Source organism: Pseudomonas sp. GYB4201, assembly GCF_056312595.1.
Map to the genome: position 1 here is coordinate 69,067 of NZ_JBWGIG010000014.1, position 21,414 is coordinate 90,480.

The following is a 21,414-nucleotide window of genomic DNA, read 5'->3' on the forward strand; positions in this document are numbered from 1 at the left end:
GTAAAATTATGAAAGATGTGCGCTGGCTTTGGACGCGGCCTGCGGCCGCGGGGACGCCCCCCTCGCAGCGGCCGCAGGCCGCGTCTGGTTGCTGGGGGGTTACTTGGAGACGGGCATGGCAAACTCGGCGCCCTGCTCGATGCTTTCCGACCAGCGCTGCATGATCGACTTCTGCTTGGTGTAGAAGCGCACGCCTTCGGTGCCGTAGGCGTGCATGTCGCCGAACAGGCTCTTCTTCCAGCCGCCGAAGCCGTGCCAGGCCATGGGCACCGGGATCGGCACGTTGATGCCGACCATGCCCACCTCGATGCGCCGGGCGAACTCGCGGGCGATGTTGCCGTCACGGGTGAAGCAGCTGACGCCGTTGCCGAACTCGTGGGCGTTGACCAGTTGCAGCGCCTCGGCGAAATCGCGCACGCGCACGCAGGCCAGCACCGGGCCGAAGATTTCCTCGCGGTAGATGCTCATTTCCGGGGTCACGTGGTCGAACAGCGTGGCGCCCAGCCAGAAGCCGTTTTCCAGCCCCGACTCGCTCGGCGTATAGTCGCGGCCGTCGAGCAGCAGCTGTGCGCCCGCCTCCACGCCCTGGCCGATGTAGCCCTTGATACGTTCCAACGCAGCGCGGGAGACGATGGGGCCCATCTCGGCCTTGAGGTCGCGGCCGTCGGTGATGCGCAGTTCACGGGCGCGCTGGGTCAGGGCGGCGACCACCTTGTCACCCACGTCACCCACCAGCACTGCCACCGAGATGGCCATGCAGCGCTCGCCGGCACTGCCGTAGGCGGCGCCCATCAGCGCATCGACTGTGCGGTCTATATCGGCGTCGGGCATCACCACCATGTGGTTCTTGGCGCCACCCAGGCCCTGCACGCGCTTGCCGTGGCGGGCGCCGGTCTCGTAGATGTACTGGGCGATGGGGGTGGAGCCGACGAAGCTGATGGCGCGCACGTCGGGGTTTTCCAGCAGCGCGTCGACCGCTTCCTTGTCGCCCTGCACCACGTTGAACACGCCCTTGGGCAGGCCGGCTTCACGCAGCACCTCGGCCATGAACAACGAGGCGCTCGGGTCGGTGGGGCTGGGTTTGAGGATGAAGGTGTTGCCGGCGGCGATGGCGATCGGGTACATCCACATGGGCACCATCACCGGGAAGTTGAACGGCGTGATGCCGGCCACCACGCCCAGGGCCTGGCGCATGGTCCAGTTGTCCATGCCGCGCGAGACCTGGTCGGAGTGCTCGCCCTTGAGCAGGTGCGGGATGCCGCAGGCGAATTCGAGGATGTCGATGCCGCGGTCCACTTCGCCCTGGGCGTCGGTGAACACCTTGCCGTGCTCGGCGACGATGATGTGCGCCAGTTCGTCCTTGCGCTCGCGCAGCAGGTGCAGGTACTGGAACAGCACGCGGGCACGGCGGATGGGCGCGGTCTCGCTCCAGTCGGTGAAGGCGGCCTGGGCGGCGGCGACGGCTTCGTCGACAGTCTGCCGGCTGGCCAGCGCCACGCGGCCGGTGACGGCGCCGGTGGCCGGGTTGTAGACGTCCTGGTAGCGGTCATCGCGCGACACGCGCTGGTCGTTGATGTAGTGCTCGATGGTGGTGGTCATGGCAGGTGATCCTGGGTGAGGGACAAGGCTGGCAGCCCGCGTTGAATACACCTTAGGCTTTCACTTTGTTCCAGACCAGAGCAGAATCCAGAACTGATTGTCCACACAGGCGAACAATAGCCCCATGGAAAAGTCCGAGATCGAAGGCTTGTGGACGCACATCCACTGGCTGTCGGTGCTGGAGGAACACGGCACCTACACCGCCGCCGCCGCGCGCCTGGGGGTGAGCAAATCGGCGGTGAGCCAGCGCATCAGCGACCTGGAAAAGGCCACCGGCACCCGCCTGGTCACCCGCACCACGCGCAGCGTGCGCCTGACCGACGCCGGCCAGTCACTGACCCGCGAGGTACGCAGCGCCTACGAGCACATTGCCCGCAGTTTTTCCTCGGTGCGTGATTCCGCCGGCGAGATTCGCGGCCTGGTGCGCCTGACCGCGCCGGTGGCGTTCGCCCGCCAGCAGCTGGTGCCGCACCTGTCGGGGTTCCTGCGCCAGTACCCGCAGGTACGCATCCAGCTGGACGTGTCCGACGCCTTGAGCTCGCTGGCCGCCGAGGGTTACGACCTGGCCGTGCGCCACGGCTTCCAGGTGCCGGAAACCCATGTGGCGTGGAAGCTGTGCGACACCCATTCGGTGCTGGTGGCCACTCGCGATTACCTGCAACGCGAGGGCCAGCCCCATGACCCCGCGGCGCTGGCCGGGCACAACTGCCTGTACTACCCGCGCGGGGCCGACCAGCCGGCCTGGACCTTCGAACACGCCAGGGGCGGCGAGCGCGTCACCGTGCCGATCGCCGGCAGCTTCGCCACCAACAACAGCGAAGCCCTGCGCGACGCTGCCCTGAACCACCTGGGCATCGCCCTGCTGCCGGACTTCAGCGCCCAGGCGGCGTTGAACGCCGGCACCTTGGTGCAGGTGCTCAAGGACTGGACCTTGAAGGGCGCGTTTGCCGACGAAATCTACCTGATACGCCCGTATTCGCCCCACGTGCCGAAGTCGGTGACGGCGTTGGTGGCGTACCTCAAGGCGCGGCTGGCGGGCGGGTTCCAGGCGAGCTGAACGCCCTTATGACACCGCCATGCCCGCGGTGAGATTCTGCTGCAGGTAGGCCAGGAAGCGTCGCTGGAACAGCATGGTGTGCTCATGGGCCGCCCGCTCGGCGTCGTCCGCGCGGCGGTCAGCGATGGCTTCGATGATTTCGTCATGGTCGCGGCCCAGCCGGGTGTTGCCGGCGGCGCTGACGATGTAGTCGAAATGCAGGTGCAGCAGGCGTTGGCCCTCCCCCAGCAGTTTCTCGTAATAGCTGATGAAGTACGGGTTACGCCCCGCCTCGGCAATCACCATGTGGAAGGCCTTGTTGCACTCGGACATGGCCTGGAAGTCGCCGCTGTCGACCGCCGCCAGGTAGGCAGCATCGGCCTCGCGGATGCGCACCAGGTCTTCATCGCTGCGGTGCAAGGCCGCCAGGCGGGTGACGGCGCGCTGGATCAGGTCCAGCGCCGAGACGTAGTTGGGGAATTCCTCAATTTCAAACGGCGTGACCAGGGTGGTGCGGTTGGGCAGGATGGTCACCAGGCCCTCGCTGATCAGCCGCGCCAGCGCATCGCGCACCGGCGAGCGCGACAGGCCAAACTGCGCGGCCAGCGACACTTCGTCCAGCGGCACGCCGGGCTTGAGTTTCAGGGTGAGGATCTGCTTGCGCAGCTCGTCATAGATATAGCGCCCACCGTGGCGCTTTGCCGTGCCCGTGGTTTCCACGTTGTCTTTGCTCATCAGATCACTCTCAACCCTGCCACCGGCCCGTTGGCCGGCGGCCACTTTAACACCGCCCGCGCCGCCGTCAGAAGCCTTCGCCCCAGGTGTCGCTGAGCATGAAGCCGGCCGCCAGCGGGTCGGTCGGGTCGACACCCAGCTGTTGCAGGCCATACAGCCAGGCCCTCCCGGTCACACGCGGCAACACCGCCGCGCGCCCGCCCACTTCGGTATGCCCCAGCAACTGCACCTTGAACTCACCACCAATGGTGGAACGCGAGGTCAGCACATCGCCCTCCTGCACCTGCCCCCGCGCACTGAGGGTGGCCAGGTTGGCCGAGCTGCCGGTGCCGCACGGCGAACGATCCACCCGTCCGGGCGGCAAGGTGGTGCAGGTCTGCCAGGTGTGATCGTCCAGACGGTGGCGGAACATCACGTAGGCCACTTCGTTGAGTTCGGCAATCAGCGGGTGCTGCACGCGTAGCTGCTCGTTGATCAGCCCTTTGAGCTTCACCCCGGCGGTGGCCAGGGCACGCGCGTTGTCGGCGCTGATGCTCAGGCCCACCTGCTCCACGTCGATCAGGCCGTAGAACACCCCGCCAAACGCCAGATCGACTTTCAGGGTGCCGAAGTCAGGGGTCACCACTTCGGCATCCAACTGCTCGACGAAGGCCGGCACCATGTCCAGGCTCACGCTGACGCAGCGCCCATCGGCACAGGCCGCCCGCGCCGTGACCAGCCCCGCCGGCGTGTCGAGCACCACGGTAGTTTCGGGCTCGACCATCGGCAGGATGCCCAGCTCCAGCAGCGCGGTGACCACGCAGATGCAGTTGCTGCCCGACATGGGGTGGGCCTTGTCGGCCTGCAGCACGATAAACCCGGCATCGGCTTCGGGCCGGGTGGGCGGCAACAGCAGGTTGACCGACATTTGCAGGCAGCCGCGCGGCTCCAGGGTCACCAGCCGGCGCAGGCTGTCGTCCACCTGGTTGATGTAGTTCATCTTGTCCAGCATGGAGGCGCCGGGCACATCCAGGACGCCACCGGTGATGACCTTGCCGATCTCGCCCTCGCAGTGGACCTCGGCCAGTTGCAACGTTTTCTTCCAGCGCATGACGGCTCCTTATTTGATGTACCAGCCCCAGGGCTGCTGGCTGTTGTAGCGGGTGATCTGCTTGGTTTCCAGGTAGTTGTTCAATCCCCACTCGCCCAGCTCGCGGCCGATGCCGCTTTGCTTGTAACCGCCCCAGGGTGCCTCGGTAAAGGTGGGTTGCGAACAGTTGACCCAGACGATGCCGGCACGCAGCTGGCGCGCCACCCGCTCGGCACGCGGCAGGTCGGCGGACATCACCGCCGCGGCCAGGCCGAAGCGTGAGTCATTGGCACTGCGCAAGGCCTGGGCCTCATCATCAAAGGGCCGTACGCACACCACCGGGCCGAAGATCTCCTCGGTCCAGATCCAGCTGTGCTCGGGCACGTCGGCAAAAACCGCCGGGGTCAGGAAGTGGCCCTTGTCCAGGTGCGCCGGGCGTTGGCCACCGTAGAGCAGCGTTGCGCCGTCGGCCTTGCCGCGCGCAACCGCTTCGCGCACCTTGTCATACTGCCCCTGGCTGACCAAGGGCCCGAGCAGCACGCCCTCCCCCAGCCCGTCGCCAATGCTCAGGCGCTCGGCTTCCTGCACCAGGCGCTTGAGCAGCGGCTCGTACAGCGCGCGTTGCACCAGGATGCGCGAGGTGGCGGAGCACACCTGGCCCTGGTTCCAGAAGATGCCGAACATGATCCACTCCACGGCGGCTTCCAGGTCGCTGTCGGCAAAGACGATGAAGGGCGACTTGCCGCCCAGCTCCAGGCTGATGTTCTTGATGTCGCGGGCAGCGGCCTGCATGATCCGGCTACCGGTGGGCACGCTGCCGGTGAAGGCCAGCTTGTCGATGCCGGGGTGCTCGCTCAAGGGCGCGCCAGCGTCGGGGCCCAGGCCGGTGACCACGTTCAATACGCCGGCCGGCAGCCCGGCCTTGTCGGCGATGTCGGCCAGGTGCAGCGCGGTGAGCGGCGTCAGTTCCGAGGGCTTGAGCACCAGGGTGCAGCCCGCTGCCAGCGCCGGGGCGACTTTCCAGGCCGCCATCAGCATCGGGAAATTCCACGGGATGATCGCCCCCGCCACGCCGACCGGCTCCTTGCGTGCCACGCTGCTGAAGCGCTCGTCGGCCAGGGCAATGACCTGCTCGCGGCCGGCGTCCAGTTGCTCGGCAAGGTCGGCGTAGTAGTCAAAGCAGCCCGCCGTGTCGCCAATGTCCCACAGCGCTTCGGGCAGCGGCTTGCCGTTGTCGCGCACCTCCAGTTCAGCGAGGAACGGCTGCTGATCGCGGATACCGGCGGCGATGCGGCGCAACACAGCCGCGCGTTCGGCACCGGTCAGCCGTGGCCAGGGGCCTTGGTCAAACGCACGACGCGCGGCCTGCACGGCCTGGTCGATGTCCTCGGCGGTGGCGGCAGCCACGTGGGCCAGCAGCGATTCATCGCTGGGGTTGTAAGTGGCGAACAGGCCGCCACGCACGGGCGTCAGCCATTGGCCGTCGATATAGAGGCGGTCATAACGGTCCATCAATGAGCTCCTGAAAAGGCAAAGCGTGAGGCGCTGAAAGGGGTCAGGTCCTGAGCCGGGGTGCGCCCGCCTACAAGGTCGGCAATCAGCCGCCCGGTGGTGGCGCCCTGGGTCAGGCCCAACTGGCCGTGACCGAACGCCAGGCAGACGTTATTCAGGCGTGGGCTGCGGTCGATGATCGGCTTGGTGTCGGGCAGGAACGGCCGATAGCCCACGCCGTATTCCAGCCGTGCGGTGTCCAGTTGCGGCAGCACCTTGCGCGCCTTGGCCAGGATGATCTCGGCGCGCTTGAAATTGGGTTCGGCGTTGGCGCCAGCGAACTCGATGGTGCCGCCGATCTGCAGGCCACGGGTCATGGGCGCGAAGCAGAAACCGCCGTCGGCGTAGATCACCGAATGGCGGATCTCCACGGCGGGCGCAGGCAGCACCACCTGGTAACCGGCGATGCCGGCAAGGGGCACGTGGGCGCCGATCTGGCTGAAGAACTGCCGGGAGCCAGTGCCTGCGGCGATCACCACATGATCGGCCGCCAGGCGCTGGCCGTCATCCAGGGTGACACCGCTGGCCTTGTCGGCGACCTCGTCCAGTTGCCGCACCCGGGCCCGCACCCGCACGCCGCCCTGAGCGATGAAACTGGCAGTCAGGGCGGCGATGAAGCCTTCGGTGTCACTCACGGCGCGCCAGTCGGGGAACAGCAGGCCGTGCTGGAACTTGCCGGCCAGGGCCGGTTCCAGCTCGGCGATAGCGGCCGCGTCGAGGGTTTCGCTGGCAAAGCCCAGCTCACGGCGCAGGGCCAGGTGCGGCTGTTCATGGGCCAGGCCGGCGGGGCTGTCGAACACTTCGATGATCGGGCGATCGCCCAGCAGGGTCTTGTCGGCGCACTGCTTCAGCAACGGCGCATAATCTTCGTATACATGGTGCGTCAGGGTTGCCATCTGCCGCGAAATATCGACGATGCGCGACTCGCGGGCACAGGCCAGAAAGCGCAGGAACCACGGCAGGATGCCTGGCAAGGCACTGGGGCGCAGGGCCAGGGGGCCGTTCTGGTCCAGTAACCAGCCGGGGATCTTCTTCAGGATGCCCGGCTTGGACAGCGGGATGACCTCGCTGACCGCCATCTGCCCGCAGCTCCACTTGGCGGTGCTGTCGCCGGGGGCGGCGGGGTCGATCAGGGTCACCTGATGGCCGTCGCGCTGCAGGTAGAGGGCGCAGCACACGCCGACGATACCGCCGCCGACGACAATGGCCCGTGGGGGAACGGCTGGTTGGGTCATAAACAAATCCCGGTAACTGTACATGGACGCTACGCGATCACTGTAGGAGCCGAGCTTGCTCGCGATGGGGCCCTGCAGAACAGGGGTGGCCTTATCGCGAGCAAGCTCGGCTCCTACACTCAGTGGGTGGCCTGCAGTTTTTCGAACTCGCTACGGAATTCGCGCTTTTCCTCGTCGGTCAGCGGCAGCAGCGGCATGCGCGCCACCCCTGCGCTGAACCCGGCCAGTTCACAACCGTACTTGACCTTCTGAATGAACTTGCCACTTTCAAGGTTCGCCATCAATGGGAACAGCGAACGCACGATGGCCTGCGCCCCGGCCAGGTCGCCGCTGGTGTACTTGTTGTAGAACCCCACGATCTGCGGCGCCAGGAAGTTGGCCGGGGCGCAGATCCAGCTGGTGGCACCCCACAGGAAGAAGTCCAGCGCCTGGTCATCCGAGCCGCACGACAGCTGGATCTTGCCCTTGTACTTGTCGCCGATCTCGATGGCGCGCAGCAGGTTGCCGGCGCTTTCCTTGATGCCGATCACCCGCGGGTGGTCCTGCAAGGCGTCGAGCACGCTGTAGCCGACTTCGACATTGGTGCGGATCGGGTAGTTGTACAGCACCACGTTGACGTCGGGCACGGCGTCGAGGATGGCCTGGTAGTGGCCGATCAGCTCGTCCTGGGTGGGAATGGCGTAGTACGGGGGCGCGATCAGCAACGTAGTGAAGCCGGTGTCGCGGGCCTGCTTGACCTGTTCGATGACCTCGCGGGTGCAGGCGCCGTTGGCCCCGGCAATCAACTGGCCGCGGTCACCGGTAACCTCACGCACCGTGGCCATGACCCGGCGGCGCTCCTCGTTGGTCAGGGCGTAGTATTCGCCGGTCGAGCCCAGCGGCACGAAACCGCTGACGCCCTGCCCCAGCTGATACTCGACGATCGAGGCCAGCACTTCGTAGTCGACATTGCCCTTGGCGTCGAAGGGGGTCACCAGGGCGGGCATGATGCCTTTGAGTTGCTGCATGTTGAATCTCCAGTGTGAGAATTAGTACGCGTAACGCTTGAGCATCCGTGTTTCGATCACGCCCACCAGCCGGGTCAGGGGGAACGCCACAAGGAAATAGATCACCGCCACCGCCGAGAGGAACTCCACCGGGCGCGCGGTGCTGTTGGAAATGTTCTGGCCGATGAACATCAGGTCGGCGATACCCACCGAGGAGATCAGCGCGCTCTCCTTGAACAGCGCCACCACATTGGATAGCAGCGGCGGCACCGCGCGCAGCAGCGCCTGGGGGAAGATCACGTACACCACCTTGTTCCAGCGCGCCACGCCCAGGGCGGTGCAGGCGTCGTGCTGTTCGCTGGGGATGGACTTGAGCGCGCCGCGAAAGGTCTCGCTGGTGATGGCGGTCATGTACAGGGTCAGGGCCAGCAGCACCGAGACGTAGGGCGCCACGGAGATGCCGAACACCACCGGCAGGCAGAAGAAGATCCAGAACAGCTGGATCAGCAACGGCGTGCCGCGAAACAGCTCCACGTACAAGCTGGTGGGCAGGCGCACGAAGGCGCTCTTGGACAGCCGCAGCAGGCTCAGGCCAAAGCCCAGCACACTGCCCAGCACGGCGCAGCCCACGGTGAACGCCAGGGTCAGCAACAGCCCCTTGGCCAGGGCCTGCCAGTAGGTGAAAACCACGGTGAAATCCAGTTGCATGGCGGGCTCCTCAGCGGGCGTGGGCGGCTTCGTGGCGTTTTTCCAGCCACTGCACCAGTTGCGCCACCGGCAGTGACAGGGCGAAGTACACCAGGGCGATCAGCGAATAGGTTTCCAGCGGGCGATAGGCCTCGGTGGCGATGCTTTTGCCCACGTACATCAGGTCGGCGACGGCGACGATGGCCACCAGCGCGCTCTGCTGCAGGATCGAGATGCCGTTGGTCATCAGCACCGGCAAGGCGCTGCGCAGGGCCTGGGGCAAAATCACGTACAGGGTGCGCTGCCAGGGCCGCAGGCCCAGGGCCACGCAGGCGTCCAGGTGTTCACGCGGCACTGCCTGCACGCCGGCACGGTAGGCCTCGGCGTTGAAGGCGGTGAGGTTCAGGCCCAGCGCCAGCACGCCCATGGTGATCGGGTCGATGAACACGTCGAACAGAATTGGCACGCAGTAGAAGAACCAGACGATCTGCAGCAGCACTGGCGTACAGCGGAAGAACTCGATGAACAGCTGCGCCGGCCAGCGCAGGAAAAACCAGCGGCTCAAGGTCAGCAGGCACAGGCCAAAGCCCAGGGTCAGGCCGATGGCGTTGGCCACCAGGGCCAGTTGCAGGGTGACCTTGAGGCCGTCCCACAGGGCGCCGTAGTTGCCGGTCAGAAAGTGAAAATCGAATTGGTAATTCATCGCCCCGCCCTCCTCAGTCCAGGTGCAGCACTTTGGCCAGGAACTCGCGGGTGCGCGGCTCTTTGGGCTGGCTGAACAACTGCGCGGGCGGGCCTTGCTCCACCACCTTGCCGTTGGCGCAGAACACCACGCGGGTGGCGATGTTGCGGGCGAAGTGCATGTCGTGGGTGACGATGATCATGGCCATTTTTTCCTCGGCCAGTTGCAGCATCACGTTCTGCACCTCGATGACCATTTCCGGGTCGAGCGCCGAGGTCACTTCGTCGAACAGCATCAGCCGTGGCTCTAGCATCAGCGCGCGGGCGATGGCCACGCGCTGTTTCTGGCCACCGGACAGCTGGCTGGGGTAGGCCTGGAGTTTGCTCTCCAGGCCCAGGCGGGCCAGGAACAGCCGGGCTTTCTCGGTGGCCTGGGCACGGGTCAGGCCGTGCACTTTCATCGGTGCCAGGATCAGGTTGCCCAGCACCGACAGGTGCGGGAACAGCGTGTAGTGCTGGAACACCATGCCCACCTGGGTCTGCAGCGTGGCGTCCAGCGGCTTGCCGTGGTACTTGCGGGCGTTGCCATCGATGTAGGGCTTGCCCTGGAAGGCGATGGTGCCGCCCTGGATGCTCTCCAGGCCCATCATTACCCGCAGCAGCGAGCTCTTGCCGCTGCCGCTGGGGCCGATGATCACCAGGCGGTCATCGGCGCGCATGTCCAGGCTCAGGTGGTCCATGACCACCAGGCCTTCGCCGTAGGATTTGCACACATCGCGCAACTGGATAAAGTCGGCGCCCCGGGAATCGCAGGCGAACGGCACCGCTGGCGCAGGCGCCACTGTCTGAATCGCGTTCATCGAAGTTCTCCACCCCGGCGTGGTTGACGCCCAGGGTTGCAGGGAAGGTCAGGCCACGGCTTGGGCGCCGGTGATTTCTACCAGCGAGCCGCACATGAAGGCGGCTTCGTCACTGGCCAGGAAAGCCACCAGCGCCGCTATTTCCTCGGGTTTGCCGATGCGCCCGAACGGCACCAGGGCGTCCAGGTCGGCGATGCTGCGGCCACTGCGGCGCACGCCCGCTTCCAGCATCGGCGTGTGCACTTCACCGGGGCACACGGCGTTGACCCGCACCTTGTGCGGCGCGTAGTCGCGCGCCAGGTTCTGAGTGAAGGCGGCCACCGCCGCCTTGGTGACGTTGTAGGCGATATGGTTGGGCGCCGGGTACAGCCCCCACTGGGACGCGGTGTTGACGATGGCCCCGCCACCGGCGGCGATCATGTGCGGCAGCGCCGCGCGGCACAGGTGGAACATGGCGTCCAGGTTGACGGCGAAGCTGGTGTGCCAGTCGTCCTCGCTCAGGGCCAGCAGGTTGCCGCGGCGGTTGATGCCGGCGTTGTTGGCCAGCAGGTCGAGGCGGCCGTGCGTCTGCATCACCTGCTGCACCAGCGCCCGGCAGGCGTCGCCGTTGGCAATGTCGGCAGCAATGGCCACGGCCGTGCCGCCCTGCCCTTCGATCCGTTCAACCACCGTGTGGGCGGCGTCGGCATTCACGTCGCTGACTACCACCAGCGCGCCTTCGCTGGCCAGCCGCTGGCAGATCGCCGAACCGATGCCACCGCCGCCGCCCGTCACGAGCGCTACCTTGTCCTGGAAACGTTGCATGTGCTGCCCCCTCGATTATCGAATGTAACTGCCGCCGTTGACGTCCAGCGTGGCGCCGTTGAGCGAGGCCTGGGACGGCCGCAGCACAAAGGCCACCAGTTCGGCGATCGCGCCGGGCTGGGCCATGTCGCCGATGGGAATGTCGGCCACTGCGGCGGCCTTGCCGAACTGTGCGATGAACTGCTCGGCCATCTGCGTACGTACCCAGCCTGGCGCTATGGCCACCGCCACTACGCCATCGGCACCGAAACTGCGCGCAAGCGATTTGGTCAGGTTGACCAGCGCCGCCTTGCTGGCGCCGTAGGGCAAGGCCTCGGCGGCGTAGCCACGCTGGGCGGCGCGGCTGGCCATGTTGACGATGCGCCCGCCGCCATGGGCCTTGAAATGGCGCACCGCAGCGCGGCACAGGTCGACGGCGCTGAACAGGTTGACCTGGAATTCCTGTTGCCAGGCCTGGCGCCAGATGTCGTCGTCGGCCTCGATGGACACTTCGGTGCGGGTGCCGGCGTTGTTCACCAGCCCATCGATGCGCCCGGCCAGCGCCACCGCCTGGCGCCACAGGCGGTCAGCGCCACCGGGCACCGACAGGTCGGCCTGGACGCTGAAGCCGTTGCCGCCGATCTCATCCAGCAAGGCCTGGGCCCTGTCCCGGTCGCGGCCGTAGTGGATGATCGGCCTGGCGCCTTCTGCCGTCAGGCGCTGGACGATGGCGCGGCCGATGCCGCCCGAGGCGCCGGTCACCAGCACGGTCTGGCTGGCCAGTTCGCGTGTTGAGTCATTCATGGACGTGCTCCGGGCTTATTGCTTGGTCTTGTCGGCGTTGGCCAGTACCGAAGCCTTGTCCACCAGGGTGTCGATCTCGCCGTTGTCGCGGCGCTGGGTGAGGTAGATGTTGAGCACTTGCATGTCGGCAGGCGTTGCGTCGCGGCGTACGCCGAAGGCTACGCCCTGCTTGGCCAGCGCGGGCTTGGGCAGCAGTTCGCGGGTCCAGGCCGGGTTGGCCAGGGCGAACAGGTGGTTGGTGTCGCTGGCGTCCACCAGCACGTCGGCGCGCTTGGACATCACCGCCAGGCGGGTCTCGTCCATGCCACCCAGGCGCATCACCTTGGCGTTCTTGATCACCGCGGAAATGGCCTTGTCCTGGGCGGTGCCGGACATGACTGCAAAAGTCACATCGGGCTTGTCGTAGTCGGCCACCGAGGCGCCAGCACCGGCGAACTTGGGGTTGTCCTTGTTGACCACCAGCGACACCTGATAGTCGGTGGCCGGCACCGAGAAGGTCACCGCCATGGCGCGTTCCGGCGTCTGGTTGAGGGCCATGGCCATGTCCCATTTGCTGCTTTGCAGCCCGGCCACCAGGTTGTCCCAGTTGGTGTCGACGAACTCGACCTTGACCTTCAGCACGCGCTCGCCGAAGTCGCGGCACAGGTCGACGAAGTAGCCGCTGTAGGTGCCTGAACTGGCGTCGCGCATCACGTACGGCGCCGCCACCGCGGCACCGCAGCGCAGCACGCCGGCTTTCTGCACGTCTTGCCAGAGGCCGCTGCTGTCGGCGGCGTGGGCCGGAACCTGGCTGGCCAACGCCAGGGCGGCGGTAGCGGCAACCATCAGGGTACGCAGGGAGCGCGGAAAGAGCTGAACCATATTGACCTCTCCATCTTTGGTTTTTGTTGGCAGGAAGGTACAAATCGGAGCGTTGTGCGCCGTCATGTGTGCAGCGCTGTATGCAGACTAGGATTTTCAGGGGAAGACTGTCAATAGGTGGATGCGCAATTTGTAACGGACAGGGGAAATCGCGCAGCCTTGCGGAGTTGGGGCTGTAGCAGCGGCCACCAGGCCGCGTCACGAGCACCGCGCATTTATCGGTATACCGGGTCGGGTCGGACGCAGCCTTCGGCAGCTGCTACGGGGAGTTTGTTGCGGGTGGGGGCTGGCGAGCATCCAGTCGGTGCGGGACGCGGCCTGGCGGCCGCTGCTACGCCTTGGGGGGGGTGCCTGGGGCTGTGTACTCGCCGGCCCGCGTCTCTTGCACCTGCCCGACGGCCTGATGGCCTTCACGACCGCGGAACAGGTCCGAGGTAATCGGCAATCTGGAACGGACGTTGGCCCTGGTGGCGGGTGTCGCGCCCGACGTGGGCAGAAACGCATGGGGGGCCATCGCGAAACGCTCTGCCAGCGCATACGCCATCTTGTGGCTAATGGCGCGGTCACCGTTGAGGACCTTGGAGACCGCGGTCTTGTCGCCGATTTCAGGGAGGTCCGAGCCGGTAAGCCCCAGCGTCTCCATCAAATCCCTGATCAACTGCACGGGCGTGCAGGTTGCCTCCAGCCCCGCGCTGGCCTCGCGAAACGGCGCGGCGTCGCGCTGATAAGCCAGTATTTCGTCCTCCAGCTCGACCAGGATTTTCTCCTCGACCTTGCTCAAGACGCGACCATCGGTCAGTTCATCGAGCAGGTCGGTTGCGCGCTGGTAGTCGGCAGGTGTCTTGATACCGTGCACGAACTCACCGCGCAGGCGCTCCAACACTGCCTGCAACTCTGCCAGCGTGGCAATCACGGTTTGAATGTCGTTACGGGCTTCGTTCATCGTTTGACCCCTTTGTTTCTCGCGTACCAGGCGTTGGCAACGTCGTAGTCGGCGTGCGTGTAGATGTGTTTGACGTAAAACTTCTGCCTGGGGTAATTGACGCCGCCAATCAACCGGAGATTGTTGCCACCTACATCAATGACCACCCAGTTTGCCTCGGCCCTGGGCTTGAACAGATCAATGTTGTGCGGCCCGAACATTTTCTGCAAATCCGCAAAACCGCCGGGGCGGGCCATTTTCAACAGGCGGTGGCAGCGGTCCAGGCCGGCCTTGTCGTTCGGGTACCGAGCCGCAGCTTCTTCAAAGCGTGATGGGGTGACTATATCCATGAGCGTCCCTGTCTTTGAGCTCATGCTACGCCAGTTGTGTTTTTTGACAACTCCTTCCCGTCGGCAATTGAACACAAAACATTGCCGTGCCCGCCCGGCGGGCGGGCACGGTGCAGGCAATCAAGGCCGCCTGCCGACCTCCACCTGCTGGGCGGTCCAGGCCTTGACCTGCTCGCTCAGGCTCAGCCCCAGGCCGGGGCGCTTGGGCACCAGCATGCGGCCGTCGCGGGTTTCCAGGCGTTCGTTGAACAGCGGCTCCAGCCACTCGAAGTGCTCCACCCAAGGCTCGGTCGGGTAAGCAGCGGCCAGGTGCACGTGCAGCTCCATGGCGAAATGCGGCGCCAGCATCAGCCCGGCCTGCTCGGCCATGGCGGCCACTTTCAAGTACGGGGTGATGCCGCCCACGCGCGGCGCGTCGGGCATCAGGAAGTCGGCGCCGCGCAGTTTGATGAACTCGGCGTGCTCGGCAACGCTGGTGAGCATCTCGCCGGTGGCGATGGGCGTGTCGAACTGCTGCGCCAGGGCGGCGTGGCCTTCGGCGTCGTAGCAGTCCAGCGGCTCCTCGATCCAGACCAGGTTGTAGGGCTCGAACTGCCGGCACATGCGCTGGGCGGTGGGCCGGTCCCACTGCTGGTTGGCGTCGACCATCAGCGGGAATTTGTCACCCAGGTGGCGGCGCACGGTGCTGACGCGTTCGATGTCGATGGCGCAGTCCGGCTGGCCGACCTTGAGCTTGATGCCGCCGATGCCCTTTTCGCGCGACAGGTCGGTGTTCTTCAGCAACTGGTCCAGCGGCGTGTGCAGGAAGCCGCCGGAGGTGTTGTAGCAGCGCACGCTGTCGCGCTGGGCACCCAGCAGGCGCGCCAGCGACAGGTTGGCGCGCTTGGCCTTGAGGTCCCACAGGGCCACGTCAAAGGCGCCGATGGCCTGGGTGGACAAGCCGCTGCGGCCCACCGAGGCACCGGCCCAGCACAGCTTGGTCCACAGCTTGGCGATGTCACTGGGGTTTTCGCCGAGTAGCGCCGGGGCGATCTCCTGGGCGTGGGCGAACTGCCCCGGCCCCCCTGCCCGCTTCGAATAGCTGAAGCCCAGGCCGCGGTGGCCATCCCTGGTCTCGATCTCGGCGAACAGCATGGCGATCTCGGTCATCGGCTTCTGCCGCCCGGTGAGCACCTTGGCGTCGCTGATGGGGTTGGCCAGCGGCAGGAACACCGAGGACACGCGCACCCAGGCAATGGCGTCGTCGTCACCGGTGGGCAAAGCTTGTTGTTGTGTGAGCATGAGCGCTCTCCTTGTTAACGGGACAGGGAAGAATCGGGGGTGGCCGCAGGCGTGGCCCGGGGCTGCGGTTCGGCGAAGTCATCGAGGTCCAGGCGCTTGAGCGGCCCGACGATGAACAGGTAGGCGAAGGCGCCCAGCAGGCCCATGGCGGCCACGTACATCAGCGCCACATCGAAGGAGCCCAGCTGGTTGATCATCACGCCGATGGCGATGGGCGTGACGATGCTGGCCAGGTTGCCGCAGAAGTTGAACATGGCGCCGCTGATGCCCATGGCCCGGGCCGGTGACACGTCGCCGACGATGCACCAGCCCAGGTTGCCGACGCCCTTGGCGAAGAACGCCAGGGACATCACCGCGATCACCACGGTGAGCGAGGCGCTGTAGTTGGCGACGACGATGCTGCTGGACAGCAGCAGGCCGCAGATGATCGGGGTCTTGCGCGCGGCGGTGAGGCTGAAGCCCTTGCGCAGCATCCAGTCCGACCACACGCCGCCCACTACCCCGCCCAGGCAGCCGGCGACGGGCGGGATGGCCGCTACCAGGCCGACCTTGAGCAGGGTCATGCCCTTGGCTTCGATCAGGTAGGTGGGGAACCAGGTCAGGAAGAACCAGGTGATGGAGGTGAGGCAGAACTGGCCCAGGTAGATGCCGGCCATCATGCGGTTGGCGCCGATGGCTTTGACGCGCTGCCAGCTGAATGGGGTCTTGACGTCGCCGATGGTGGGCAGGCCGCCACCGGCCTCGATGTAGTCGATCTCGGCCTGGTTGACGCGGTGGTCCTTGCGCGGCTCACGCACCAGGCGGAACCAGGCCAGGCCAATGGCGATGCCGGCAAGGCCGGTGACCCAGAACACATGCTGCCAGCCCCAGGTGCTGACCAGCCACACCATCAGCGGCGTGAACGCCGCCAGGGCGAAATACTGCGCCGACTGGAACACCGCCGTGGCCAGGCCACGCTCCTGGCGCGGGAACCACATCACCGTCAGGCGGTTGTTGGCCGGGAACGCCGGGGCCTCGGCCACGCCCATCAAGAAGCGCAGGCCGAACAGCACCAGGAACGCCGAGGCGAAGTAGTCGACGTAGCCCTGCAGGAAGGTCAGCGTCGACCACAGGATCAGGCTGGCGCCCAGCACCACCCGCGAACCATAGCGGTCGAGGATCACCCCGCCCGGCAGCTGCATGGCGGTGTAGGCCCACCCGAAGGCGGAGAAGGCGATGCCCATGGTCATGGCGTCGAAGCCCAGGTCGCCGCGCATGCTCGGGGCGGCGATGGACAGCGTGGCGCGGTCGACGTAGTTGAACACCGTGACGATGAAAATCAGCGTCAGGATCAGGTAGCGGACGCGGGTCCTGGCGACGGGGGGCGTGGCTGGGTTCACTTGTTATTTTCCTTGTTGTGAGTGGTGCGGTGGCTCGGTGCAAGCTCCTTTGATACGGAAATGATTGCGCAATCATCAGCACTTATAAAATACACTGATTGCGCAATCATGCAACGGCTATCCGTCAGGCACAGGTACGTTGCAACCAACGTAGGAGCCGACCTTGGTCGCGATCAACAAACGCCGACCCGTAGCCGCTGCCGTCAGCGCTGCGCTGGCCGGTGTGAACCCTGCAAGTCTTCAGGCCAGCGCAGCCTACGGCAGCGGCTACGCGAGGTTTGGTGTGACCCCGGGGGTGCACGTCGTGATTGCTGGGGCGGCCTTTAGATCGAGCGCCGCCCGCGCGGCGCATCGCGACCAAGGTCGGCTCCTACATCGATTGCAACGTGCCATGGCCTGTGGGGTTGGTGTTGGCAGCCGTTGTGTAAGCGACATCAAAGGTGTGTGGGTTAAGATATCTCCCCCTCCCCACCGTAGACCCGCCCCCCTGATGGCCAAGAAGTCGAACAAGGACCTTTCACTTTCCGCCAGCGGCGCCGCCGGCGTACCCGGCTACACGTTGATCGACGTGGCACGCGTAGCCGGCGTCTCGCCCATTACCGTGTCGCGCGCCCTGCACCGCCCCGAGCTGGTCAGCGAGCGCACCCGCGACAAGGTGCGCGAGGCCGCGCGGGCCATGGGCTACGTGCCGAACATGCTGGCCGGCGGGCTGGCCACCAACAAAAGCCGGCTGGTGGCGATTTTCCTGCCCACCATTGCCAACTCGATCTTCGCCGACACCGTGCAGGCGGTGATGGACCGCCTCACCGCCGCCGGTTATCAGACCCTGATCGGCCTCACCGGCTACAGCGCCGAGCAGGAAGAAGCACTGCTGGAAGCCGTGCTGGGCCGGCGCCCCGACGGCATCGTGCTGACGGGCACCCTGCACACCGAGGCCAGCCGCCAGCGCCTGGCCTCGGCGCGCATTCCGGTGGTGGAAGCCTGGGATTTGAGCGAGGCGCCCATCGACATGCTGGTGGGTTTTTCCCACGAACAGGTGGGCGTGGGCATCGCCCGCAACCTGCTGGGCAAAGGCTACCGGCGCTTCGCCGTGGTGACCCTCGACGACCCGCGTGGGCTGCGCCGCGTGGCCAGCCTGAAAGCCGAGCTGCAGGCCCACGGCATCACCGACACACCCACCGAAATACTCCCCGCCCCCGCCACCCTGGCGTCCGGTCGCCTGGGCCTGCAAGGCCTGCTGGACAAGGGCCATGGCCCGCAGGTGGTGGTGTGCAGCTCGGACACCATTGCCCAGGGCGTGCTGGCGGAAGCGGCCAGCCGCGGCCTTCGCGTGCCGGAAGACCTGGCGGTGATGGGCTTCGGCGACCTGAGCAGCGCCGCCCACGTGCACCCGCCGCTGTCCACCGTGCAGGTGAACGGCGCGTTGATCGGCCAGCAAGTGGCCGAGGCGTTGCTGGCACGGTTGCGCGCCACGCCAGGCACCGAGGCGGCGGCGCCGGTGTGCATTGATACGGGGTTCAGCATCATTGACCGGCAGAGCACGCGCGATATCGGCTAGCCGCCATTTGCGTCTAAGCATAATGCTATTGGGTATTTGGTATATACCAAATACCCGATTATAAAGGGCCATCACTTCACAGCGAACAAGGCCTACCCCTCCATGCTGCCACTGCGGATCATGCTCGAATACTTCCACCCCTGGCCCAACTCGGCCGGCTTCTACCTGGCGCGCGAACGCGGCTGGTACGCCGACGCCGGCCTTGACGTGGAGTTGTGCGTGCCCGACCCGGAGCGTGGCGACAGCCTGCAGCACCTGCTGGACGGCGCGGTGCAGTTGAGCGTGTTCCCCAGCAACCGCCTGCTGGTGCGCCGCGACCAGGGCCAGCCGCTGAAGGGCGTGGCGGCCATCAACCATGATGGTTTGGAAGCCTTCCAGACCCTGCGCGAATTCGCTATCCAGCGCCCCCGCGACCTGATGGGCAAGCGCCTGGCCATGAACCCCACCCCGCGCGGGCTGGCCATGGTGCGCGACCTGGTGCGCCAGGACGGTGGCGACCCGGACGCGGTGATCATCGTCGATGCCGGCGCCCGCGAGCTGCGCCCCGAGGAACTGGCGGCCGGCGTGGCCGATGCCAGCTTTGGTGGCTACTGGGCCTGGGAGGCGCTGATGGACAGCCCGGTGGCGGCCGAACGCCGCGTGGTGCACCGCGTCAGCCGCTGGGGCGCGCCGGCCTACCACAGCTACCTGCTGGGCGCCCGCGAGGACTGGATCGACGCCAACCCGCAGGTGCTGCGCGCCTTCCTCGCCGCCACCGCGCGCGGCTTCGAAAGCGTGGCCGCCGAGCCGCAACGGGCGCGCCAGGCCTACGAGCGGGTGATTCCCTATTTCCCCGGCGCGCTGATCGAGCAGTCGCTTGCGCACATCGCCCCCACCTGGCTGCATGAAGGCCGCTTTGGCCAGCAACGCCAGGCGCTGCTGGAACCTTACGCCCACTGGCTGCACCAGCATGGCATCCTGCAACGGCCCGACGCCTGGGCCAATGCCACCACCAACGCCTACCTGCCCGGGGAGGCGCGATGAGCCAACTGCTGCACAGCCATGGCCTGGCCGGCGAAATAGTCGCGCCGGTGTGGGCGCCGCTGACCGAGGCCGAGTTGCAACCGCTGCTGGCCCACTACCCGCAGGTGGGCCCTTTGCAGCGCATCGACTGGCACAGCCCGCGGCCCTTCTCGGCCGCTGCGCTGATCAGCACCGCCCAGGGCCGGTGGTTCGTCAAACGCCATTTCCATCAGGTGCGTTCGCAGCCTTGGCTGGTGGAAGAACACCGTTTCATCCAGCACCTGCGCCGCCATGGCGTGCCCGCCCCGGACGTGCAGGTGAACAGCCAAGGCGCCACGACCATCGGCCACGGGCTGTGGACCTATGAGGTGCACGCGCGCTCAGCGGGTGACGACCTGTACCGCGACGCGCAATCCTGGTCGCCGTTCCACAGCCCGATCCATGCCCACGCAGCCGGCACGGCGCTGGCCCGCCTGCACCTGGCCGCAGCAGGTTTCGACGCCGGGCCGCGCCAGGCCAGCGTGCTCACCAGCCGCTGCCACGCCTTCACCCAGCCCGACCCGCTGGCCGTGCTGGCCGAGCAAATAGCCAACAGCCCGGCGCTGAGCCGCTACCTGGCCAACCGTGACTGGCGCAGCGAACTGGCCGACGCCCTGCTGCCCGCCCATGCCGCCCTGCTGCCGCACCTGGCCAGCCAGGCGCCCCTGTGGACCCACAACGACTGGCACGCCTCCAACCTGCTGTGGGCCGACGGCGAGGTGCGCAGCGTGCTCGACTTCGGCCTGTGCGACCGCACCTTCGCCCTGTACGACCTGGCCACCGCGCTGGAGCGCAATGCCATTCCCTGGTTGGACCTGGACGCAGGCGGCGTGGCCCGCGCCGACCTGGCCACGGTGGATGCGCTGCTGAACGGCTACGCCAGCGTGCGCCCGCTGTCACCGGCCGACCTGCAGGCGTTGGCCGCCTGGCTGCCGCTGGTGCACGCCGATTTCGCCGTGTCCGAAACCGAGTACTTCGCCGGCATCCTCGACGACCGCGCCAGCGCCGACATTGCCTGGGACGACTACTTGCTGCGCCACGCCCGCTGGTTCCAGGGCAGCGAAGGCCAGCGCCTGATCGAACACCTGCGGAGCTGGCCATGAACCGTTTGCTGGTAGACCCGACCTGGCTGGCAGAACAGTTGAACGCCAGCGACCTGGTGCTGCTGGACGCCACCGTGGACCTGCGCGCGCCGCGCTTCGACGGTGACTACCAGGCCTTCAGCGGCGAACCCGGCTGGCGCGCCGCGCACATTCCCGGCGCCCGCCACGCCGACCTGCTCGAGCGCCTGCACGACGCCCAGGCCCACTACAGCTTCGCCATGCCACCGCTGCCGCAGCTGGCTGCCGAGTTGCAGGCCCTGGGCGTCGGCCAGCACAGCCGCGTGGTGATCTACGACCGCAGCGACGGCTTCTGGGCGGCGCGGTTGTGGTGGATGCTGCGCAGCGTTGGTCTTGCGGCCGCGATTCTGGACGGTGGCCTGAACGCCTGGCGCCAGGCCGGCCTGCCGCTGGCCAGCGGCGCTGCCAACACCCCCGGGGGTGCAACGCCTGCGACCTTGCACGCGCAACCCGGCTACTGGGCCAGCCTGGAACAGGTGCAGGCGGTGAGCGAAGGGCGCCTGCCCGGCCACCTGATCTGCGCCCTGGGCCAGGCCGTGTTCGACGGCAGCGCCGCCACCCGCTACAGCCGCCGCGGGCACATTCCCAACAGCCGCAACCGCCCGGCGCGGCAACTGTTCGACGCCAGCGGGCGCTACCACTTCACCCCGCTGCTGCGCCAGATCCTGGCGGTGGACGCCCTGCCCGAACCCCTGCTGCTGTACTGCGGTGGCGGCATTTCCGCCGCCGCCACGGCCTTCGCCCTGGCGCTGCTGGGGCGCCACGATGTCACCCTGTTTGACGGCTCGCTGCAGCAATGGAGCGCCGACCCCGCCTTGCCAATGACCACCGGAGCAGCTCCGGCCTGAAAAACCAATAGGTCAGGTAATGACCCA

21 protein-coding genes are annotated in these 21,414 nt (G+C 66.7%); 5 read left to right on the plus strand and 16 right to left on the minus strand.

The features are described from left to right. Nucleotides 1–99 precede the first annotated feature (99 nt). A complete protein-coding gene (locus AC0Z2B_RS15405) occupies nt 100–1,599 on the minus strand; it encodes a CoA-acylating methylmalonate-semialdehyde dehydrogenase (protein ID WP_476297731.1) in 1,500 nt (499 codons plus the stop codon). A gap of 124 nt (nt 1,600–1,723) precedes the next feature. On the opposite strand from AC0Z2B_RS15405, the gene AC0Z2B_RS15410 reads away from it, so the two are divergent. Beyond that, nucleotides 1,724–2,656, plus strand: a complete 933-nt coding sequence (locus tag AC0Z2B_RS15410) for a LysR family transcriptional regulator (RefSeq protein WP_476297733.1) — start codon at nt 1,724–1,726, stop codon at nt 2,654–2,656. A gap of 6 nt (nt 2,657–2,662) precedes the next feature. Here AC0Z2B_RS15410 and AC0Z2B_RS15415 read toward each other — a convergent pair whose 3' ends face one another. The 15 genes from AC0Z2B_RS15415 to AC0Z2B_RS15485 all read right to left on the minus strand — a co-directional run bounded on the left by AC0Z2B_RS15415 (nt 2,663) and on the right by AC0Z2B_RS15485 (nt 16,819). Further along, the gene (locus AC0Z2B_RS15415) at nt 2,663–3,370 is read right to left on the minus strand and encodes a GntR family transcriptional regulator (RefSeq protein WP_476297735.1); all 708 of its coding nucleotides are present in this window, start codon (nt 3,368–3,370) and stop codon (nt 2,663–2,665) included. 67 nt (nt 3,371–3,437) lie between these two features. Further along, on the minus strand, nt 3,438–4,460 hold the full coding sequence (locus tag AC0Z2B_RS15420) for a proline racemase family protein (protein ID WP_476297736.1): 1,023 nt from the start codon (nt 4,458–4,460) through the stop codon (nt 3,438–3,440). A gap of 9 nt (nt 4,461–4,469) precedes the next feature. Then, nucleotides 4,470–5,951, minus strand: coding sequence for an aldehyde dehydrogenase family protein (locus tag AC0Z2B_RS15425; RefSeq protein ID WP_476297738.1), 1,482 nt, complete (start codon nt 5,949–5,951; stop codon nt 4,470–4,472). Next, nucleotides 5,951–7,225 (minus strand): NAD(P)/FAD-dependent oxidoreductase, encoded by a 1,275-nt coding sequence (locus AC0Z2B_RS15430; RefSeq protein ID WP_476297740.1) that lies wholly within the window; start codon nt 7,223–7,225, stop codon nt 5,951–5,953. Before AC0Z2B_RS15430 ends, AC0Z2B_RS15425 begins: the two co-directional genes overlap by 1 nt. A 119-nt stretch (nt 7,226–7,344) precedes the next feature. After that, nucleotides 7,345–8,232 (minus strand): 4-hydroxy-tetrahydrodipicolinate synthase, encoded by an 888-nt coding sequence (gene dapA / locus AC0Z2B_RS15435; RefSeq protein WP_476297742.1) that lies wholly within the window; start codon nt 8,230–8,232, stop codon nt 7,345–7,347. A 21-nt stretch (nt 8,233–8,253) separates the two neighbouring features. Beyond that, nucleotides 8,254–8,919, minus strand: coding sequence for an amino acid ABC transporter permease (locus tag AC0Z2B_RS15440; RefSeq protein WP_476297744.1), 666 nt, complete (start codon nt 8,917–8,919; stop codon nt 8,254–8,256). Nucleotides 8,920–8,929: 10 nt separating this feature from the next. After that, nucleotides 8,930–9,601, minus strand: coding sequence for an amino acid ABC transporter permease (locus AC0Z2B_RS15445; protein ID WP_476297746.1), 672 nt, complete (start codon nt 9,599–9,601; stop codon nt 8,930–8,932). A 13-nt stretch (nt 9,602–9,614) separates the two neighbouring features. Next, nucleotides 9,615–10,439 (minus strand): amino acid ABC transporter ATP-binding protein, encoded by an 825-nt coding sequence (locus AC0Z2B_RS15450; RefSeq protein ID WP_476297748.1) that lies wholly within the window; start codon nt 10,437–10,439, stop codon nt 9,615–9,617. A 48-nt stretch (nt 10,440–10,487) separates the two neighbouring features. Beyond that, nucleotides 10,488–11,243, minus strand: a complete 756-nt coding sequence (locus AC0Z2B_RS15455) for an SDR family NAD(P)-dependent oxidoreductase (RefSeq protein ID WP_476297750.1) — start codon at nt 11,241–11,243, stop codon at nt 10,488–10,490. A gap of 15 nt (nt 11,244–11,258) precedes the next feature. Then, nucleotides 11,259–12,026, minus strand: coding sequence for an SDR family NAD(P)-dependent oxidoreductase (locus AC0Z2B_RS15460; RefSeq protein WP_476297752.1), 768 nt, complete (start codon nt 12,024–12,026; stop codon nt 11,259–11,261). A gap of 15 nt (nt 12,027–12,041) precedes the next feature. Next, nucleotides 12,042–12,887: a transporter substrate-binding domain-containing protein gene (locus AC0Z2B_RS15465; protein WP_476297754.1), complete on the minus strand. Its 846-nt coding sequence runs from the start codon at nt 12,885–12,887 to the stop codon at nt 12,042–12,044. Nucleotides 12,888–13,218: 331 nt separating this feature from the next. Continuing rightward, a complete protein-coding gene (locus AC0Z2B_RS15470) occupies nt 13,219–13,830 on the minus strand; it encodes a helix-turn-helix domain-containing protein (RefSeq protein WP_476297756.1) in 612 nt (203 codons plus the stop codon). Further along, nucleotides 13,827–14,159, minus strand: a complete 333-nt coding sequence (locus AC0Z2B_RS15475) for a type II toxin-antitoxin system HigB family toxin (protein ID WP_476297758.1) — start codon at nt 14,157–14,159, stop codon at nt 13,827–13,829. Before AC0Z2B_RS15475 ends, AC0Z2B_RS15470 begins: the two co-directional genes overlap by 4 nt. A gap of 120 nt (nt 14,160–14,279) precedes the next feature. Further along, the gene (locus AC0Z2B_RS15480; protein ID WP_476297760.1) at nt 14,280–15,440 is read right to left on the minus strand and encodes an L-talarate/galactarate dehydratase; all 1,161 of its coding nucleotides are present in this window, start codon (nt 15,438–15,440) and stop codon (nt 14,280–14,282) included. Between the two features lie 14 nt (nt 15,441–15,454). Next, nucleotides 15,455–16,819, minus strand: a complete 1,365-nt coding sequence (locus AC0Z2B_RS15485; protein WP_476297762.1) for an MFS transporter — start codon at nt 16,817–16,819, stop codon at nt 15,455–15,457. A 490-nt stretch (nt 16,820–17,309) separates the two neighbouring features. Between AC0Z2B_RS15485 and AC0Z2B_RS15490 the strand changes: the two genes are divergently transcribed. The 4 genes from AC0Z2B_RS15490 (at nt 17,310) to AC0Z2B_RS15505 (ending at nt 21,387) form a co-directional block, all read left to right on the plus strand. Further along, complete coding sequence (locus tag AC0Z2B_RS15490) at nt 17,310–18,377, plus strand: LacI family DNA-binding transcriptional regulator (protein ID WP_476297764.1); 1,068 nt, start codon at nt 17,310–17,312, stop codon at nt 18,375–18,377. A 102-nt stretch (nt 18,378–18,479) separates the two neighbouring features. Next, nucleotides 18,480–19,400: an ABC transporter substrate-binding protein gene (locus AC0Z2B_RS15495; protein ID WP_476297766.1), complete on the plus strand. Its 921-nt coding sequence runs from the start codon at nt 18,480–18,482 to the stop codon at nt 19,398–19,400. Next, nucleotides 19,397–20,521 (plus strand): phosphotransferase enzyme family protein, encoded by a 1,125-nt coding sequence (locus AC0Z2B_RS15500; protein WP_476297768.1) that lies wholly within the window; start codon nt 19,397–19,399, stop codon nt 20,519–20,521. Before AC0Z2B_RS15495 ends, AC0Z2B_RS15500 begins: the two co-directional genes overlap by 4 nt. Continuing rightward, on the plus strand, nt 20,518–21,387 hold the full coding sequence (locus AC0Z2B_RS15505) for a sulfurtransferase (protein ID WP_476297770.1): 870 nt from the start codon (nt 20,518–20,520) through the stop codon (nt 21,385–21,387). Before AC0Z2B_RS15500 ends, AC0Z2B_RS15505 begins: the two co-directional genes overlap by 4 nt. Nucleotides 21,388–21,414: the final 27 nt, after the last annotated feature.

Coding starts and splice junctions, on each gene's coding strand:
- AC0Z2B_RS15450 (WP_476297748.1), bottom strand. CDS start 10,439: ATGAACGCGATTCAGACAGTGGCGCCTGCGCCAGCGGTGCCGTTCGCC.
- AC0Z2B_RS15495 (WP_476297766.1), top strand. CDS start 18,480: ATGCTGCCACTGCGGATCATGCTCGAATACTTCCACCCCTGGCCCAAC.
- AC0Z2B_RS15445 (WP_476297746.1), bottom strand. CDS start 9,601: ATGAATTACCAATTCGATTTTCACTTTCTGACCGGCAACTACGGCGCC.
- AC0Z2B_RS15465 (WP_476297754.1), bottom strand. CDS start 12,887: ATGGTTCAGCTCTTTCCGCGCTCCCTGCGTACCCTGATGGTTGCCGCT.
- AC0Z2B_RS15505 (WP_476297770.1), top strand. CDS start 20,518: ATGAACCGTTTGCTGGTAGACCCGACCTGGCTGGCAGAACAGTTGAAC.
- AC0Z2B_RS15460 (WP_476297752.1), bottom strand. CDS start 12,026: ATGAATGACTCAACACGCGAACTGGCCAGCCAGACCGTGCTGGTGACC.
- AC0Z2B_RS15420 (WP_476297736.1), bottom strand. CDS start 4,460: ATGCGCTGGAAGAAAACGTTGCAACTGGCCGAGGTCCACTGCGAGGGC.
- AC0Z2B_RS15410 (WP_476297733.1), top strand. CDS start 1,724: ATGGAAAAGTCCGAGATCGAAGGCTTGTGGACGCACATCCACTGGCTG.
- AC0Z2B_RS15440 (WP_476297744.1), bottom strand. CDS start 8,919: ATGCAACTGGATTTCACCGTGGTTTTCACCTACTGGCAGGCCCTGGCC.
- AC0Z2B_RS15455 (WP_476297750.1), bottom strand. CDS start 11,243: ATGCAACGTTTCCAGGACAAGGTAGCGCTCGTGACGGGCGGCGGCGGT.
- AC0Z2B_RS15430 (WP_476297740.1), bottom strand. CDS start 7,225: ATGACCCAACCAGCCGTTCCCCCACGGGCCATTGTCGTCGGCGGCGGT.
- AC0Z2B_RS15405 (WP_476297731.1), bottom strand. CDS start 1,599: ATGACCACCACCATCGAGCACTACATCAACGACCAGCGCGTGTCGCGC.
- dapA (WP_476297742.1), bottom strand. CDS start 8,232: ATGCAGCAACTCAAAGGCATCATGCCCGCCCTGGTGACCCCCTTCGAC.
- AC0Z2B_RS15425 (WP_476297738.1), bottom strand. CDS start 5,951: ATGGACCGTTATGACCGCCTCTATATCGACGGCCAATGGCTGACGCCC.
- AC0Z2B_RS15475 (WP_476297758.1), bottom strand. CDS start 14,159: ATGGATATAGTCACCCCATCACGCTTTGAAGAAGCTGCGGCTCGGTAC.
- AC0Z2B_RS15415 (WP_476297735.1), bottom strand. CDS start 3,370: ATGAGCAAAGACAACGTGGAAACCACGGGCACGGCAAAGCGCCACGGT.
- AC0Z2B_RS15470 (WP_476297756.1), bottom strand. CDS start 13,830: ATGAACGAAGCCCGTAACGACATTCAAACCGTGATTGCCACGCTGGCA.
- AC0Z2B_RS15490 (WP_476297764.1), top strand. CDS start 17,310: ATGGCCAAGAAGTCGAACAAGGACCTTTCACTTTCCGCCAGCGGCGCC.
- AC0Z2B_RS15500 (WP_476297768.1), top strand. CDS start 19,397: ATGAGCCAACTGCTGCACAGCCATGGCCTGGCCGGCGAAATAGTCGCG.
- AC0Z2B_RS15480 (WP_476297760.1), bottom strand. CDS start 15,440: ATGCTCACACAACAACAAGCTTTGCCCACCGGTGACGACGACGCCATT.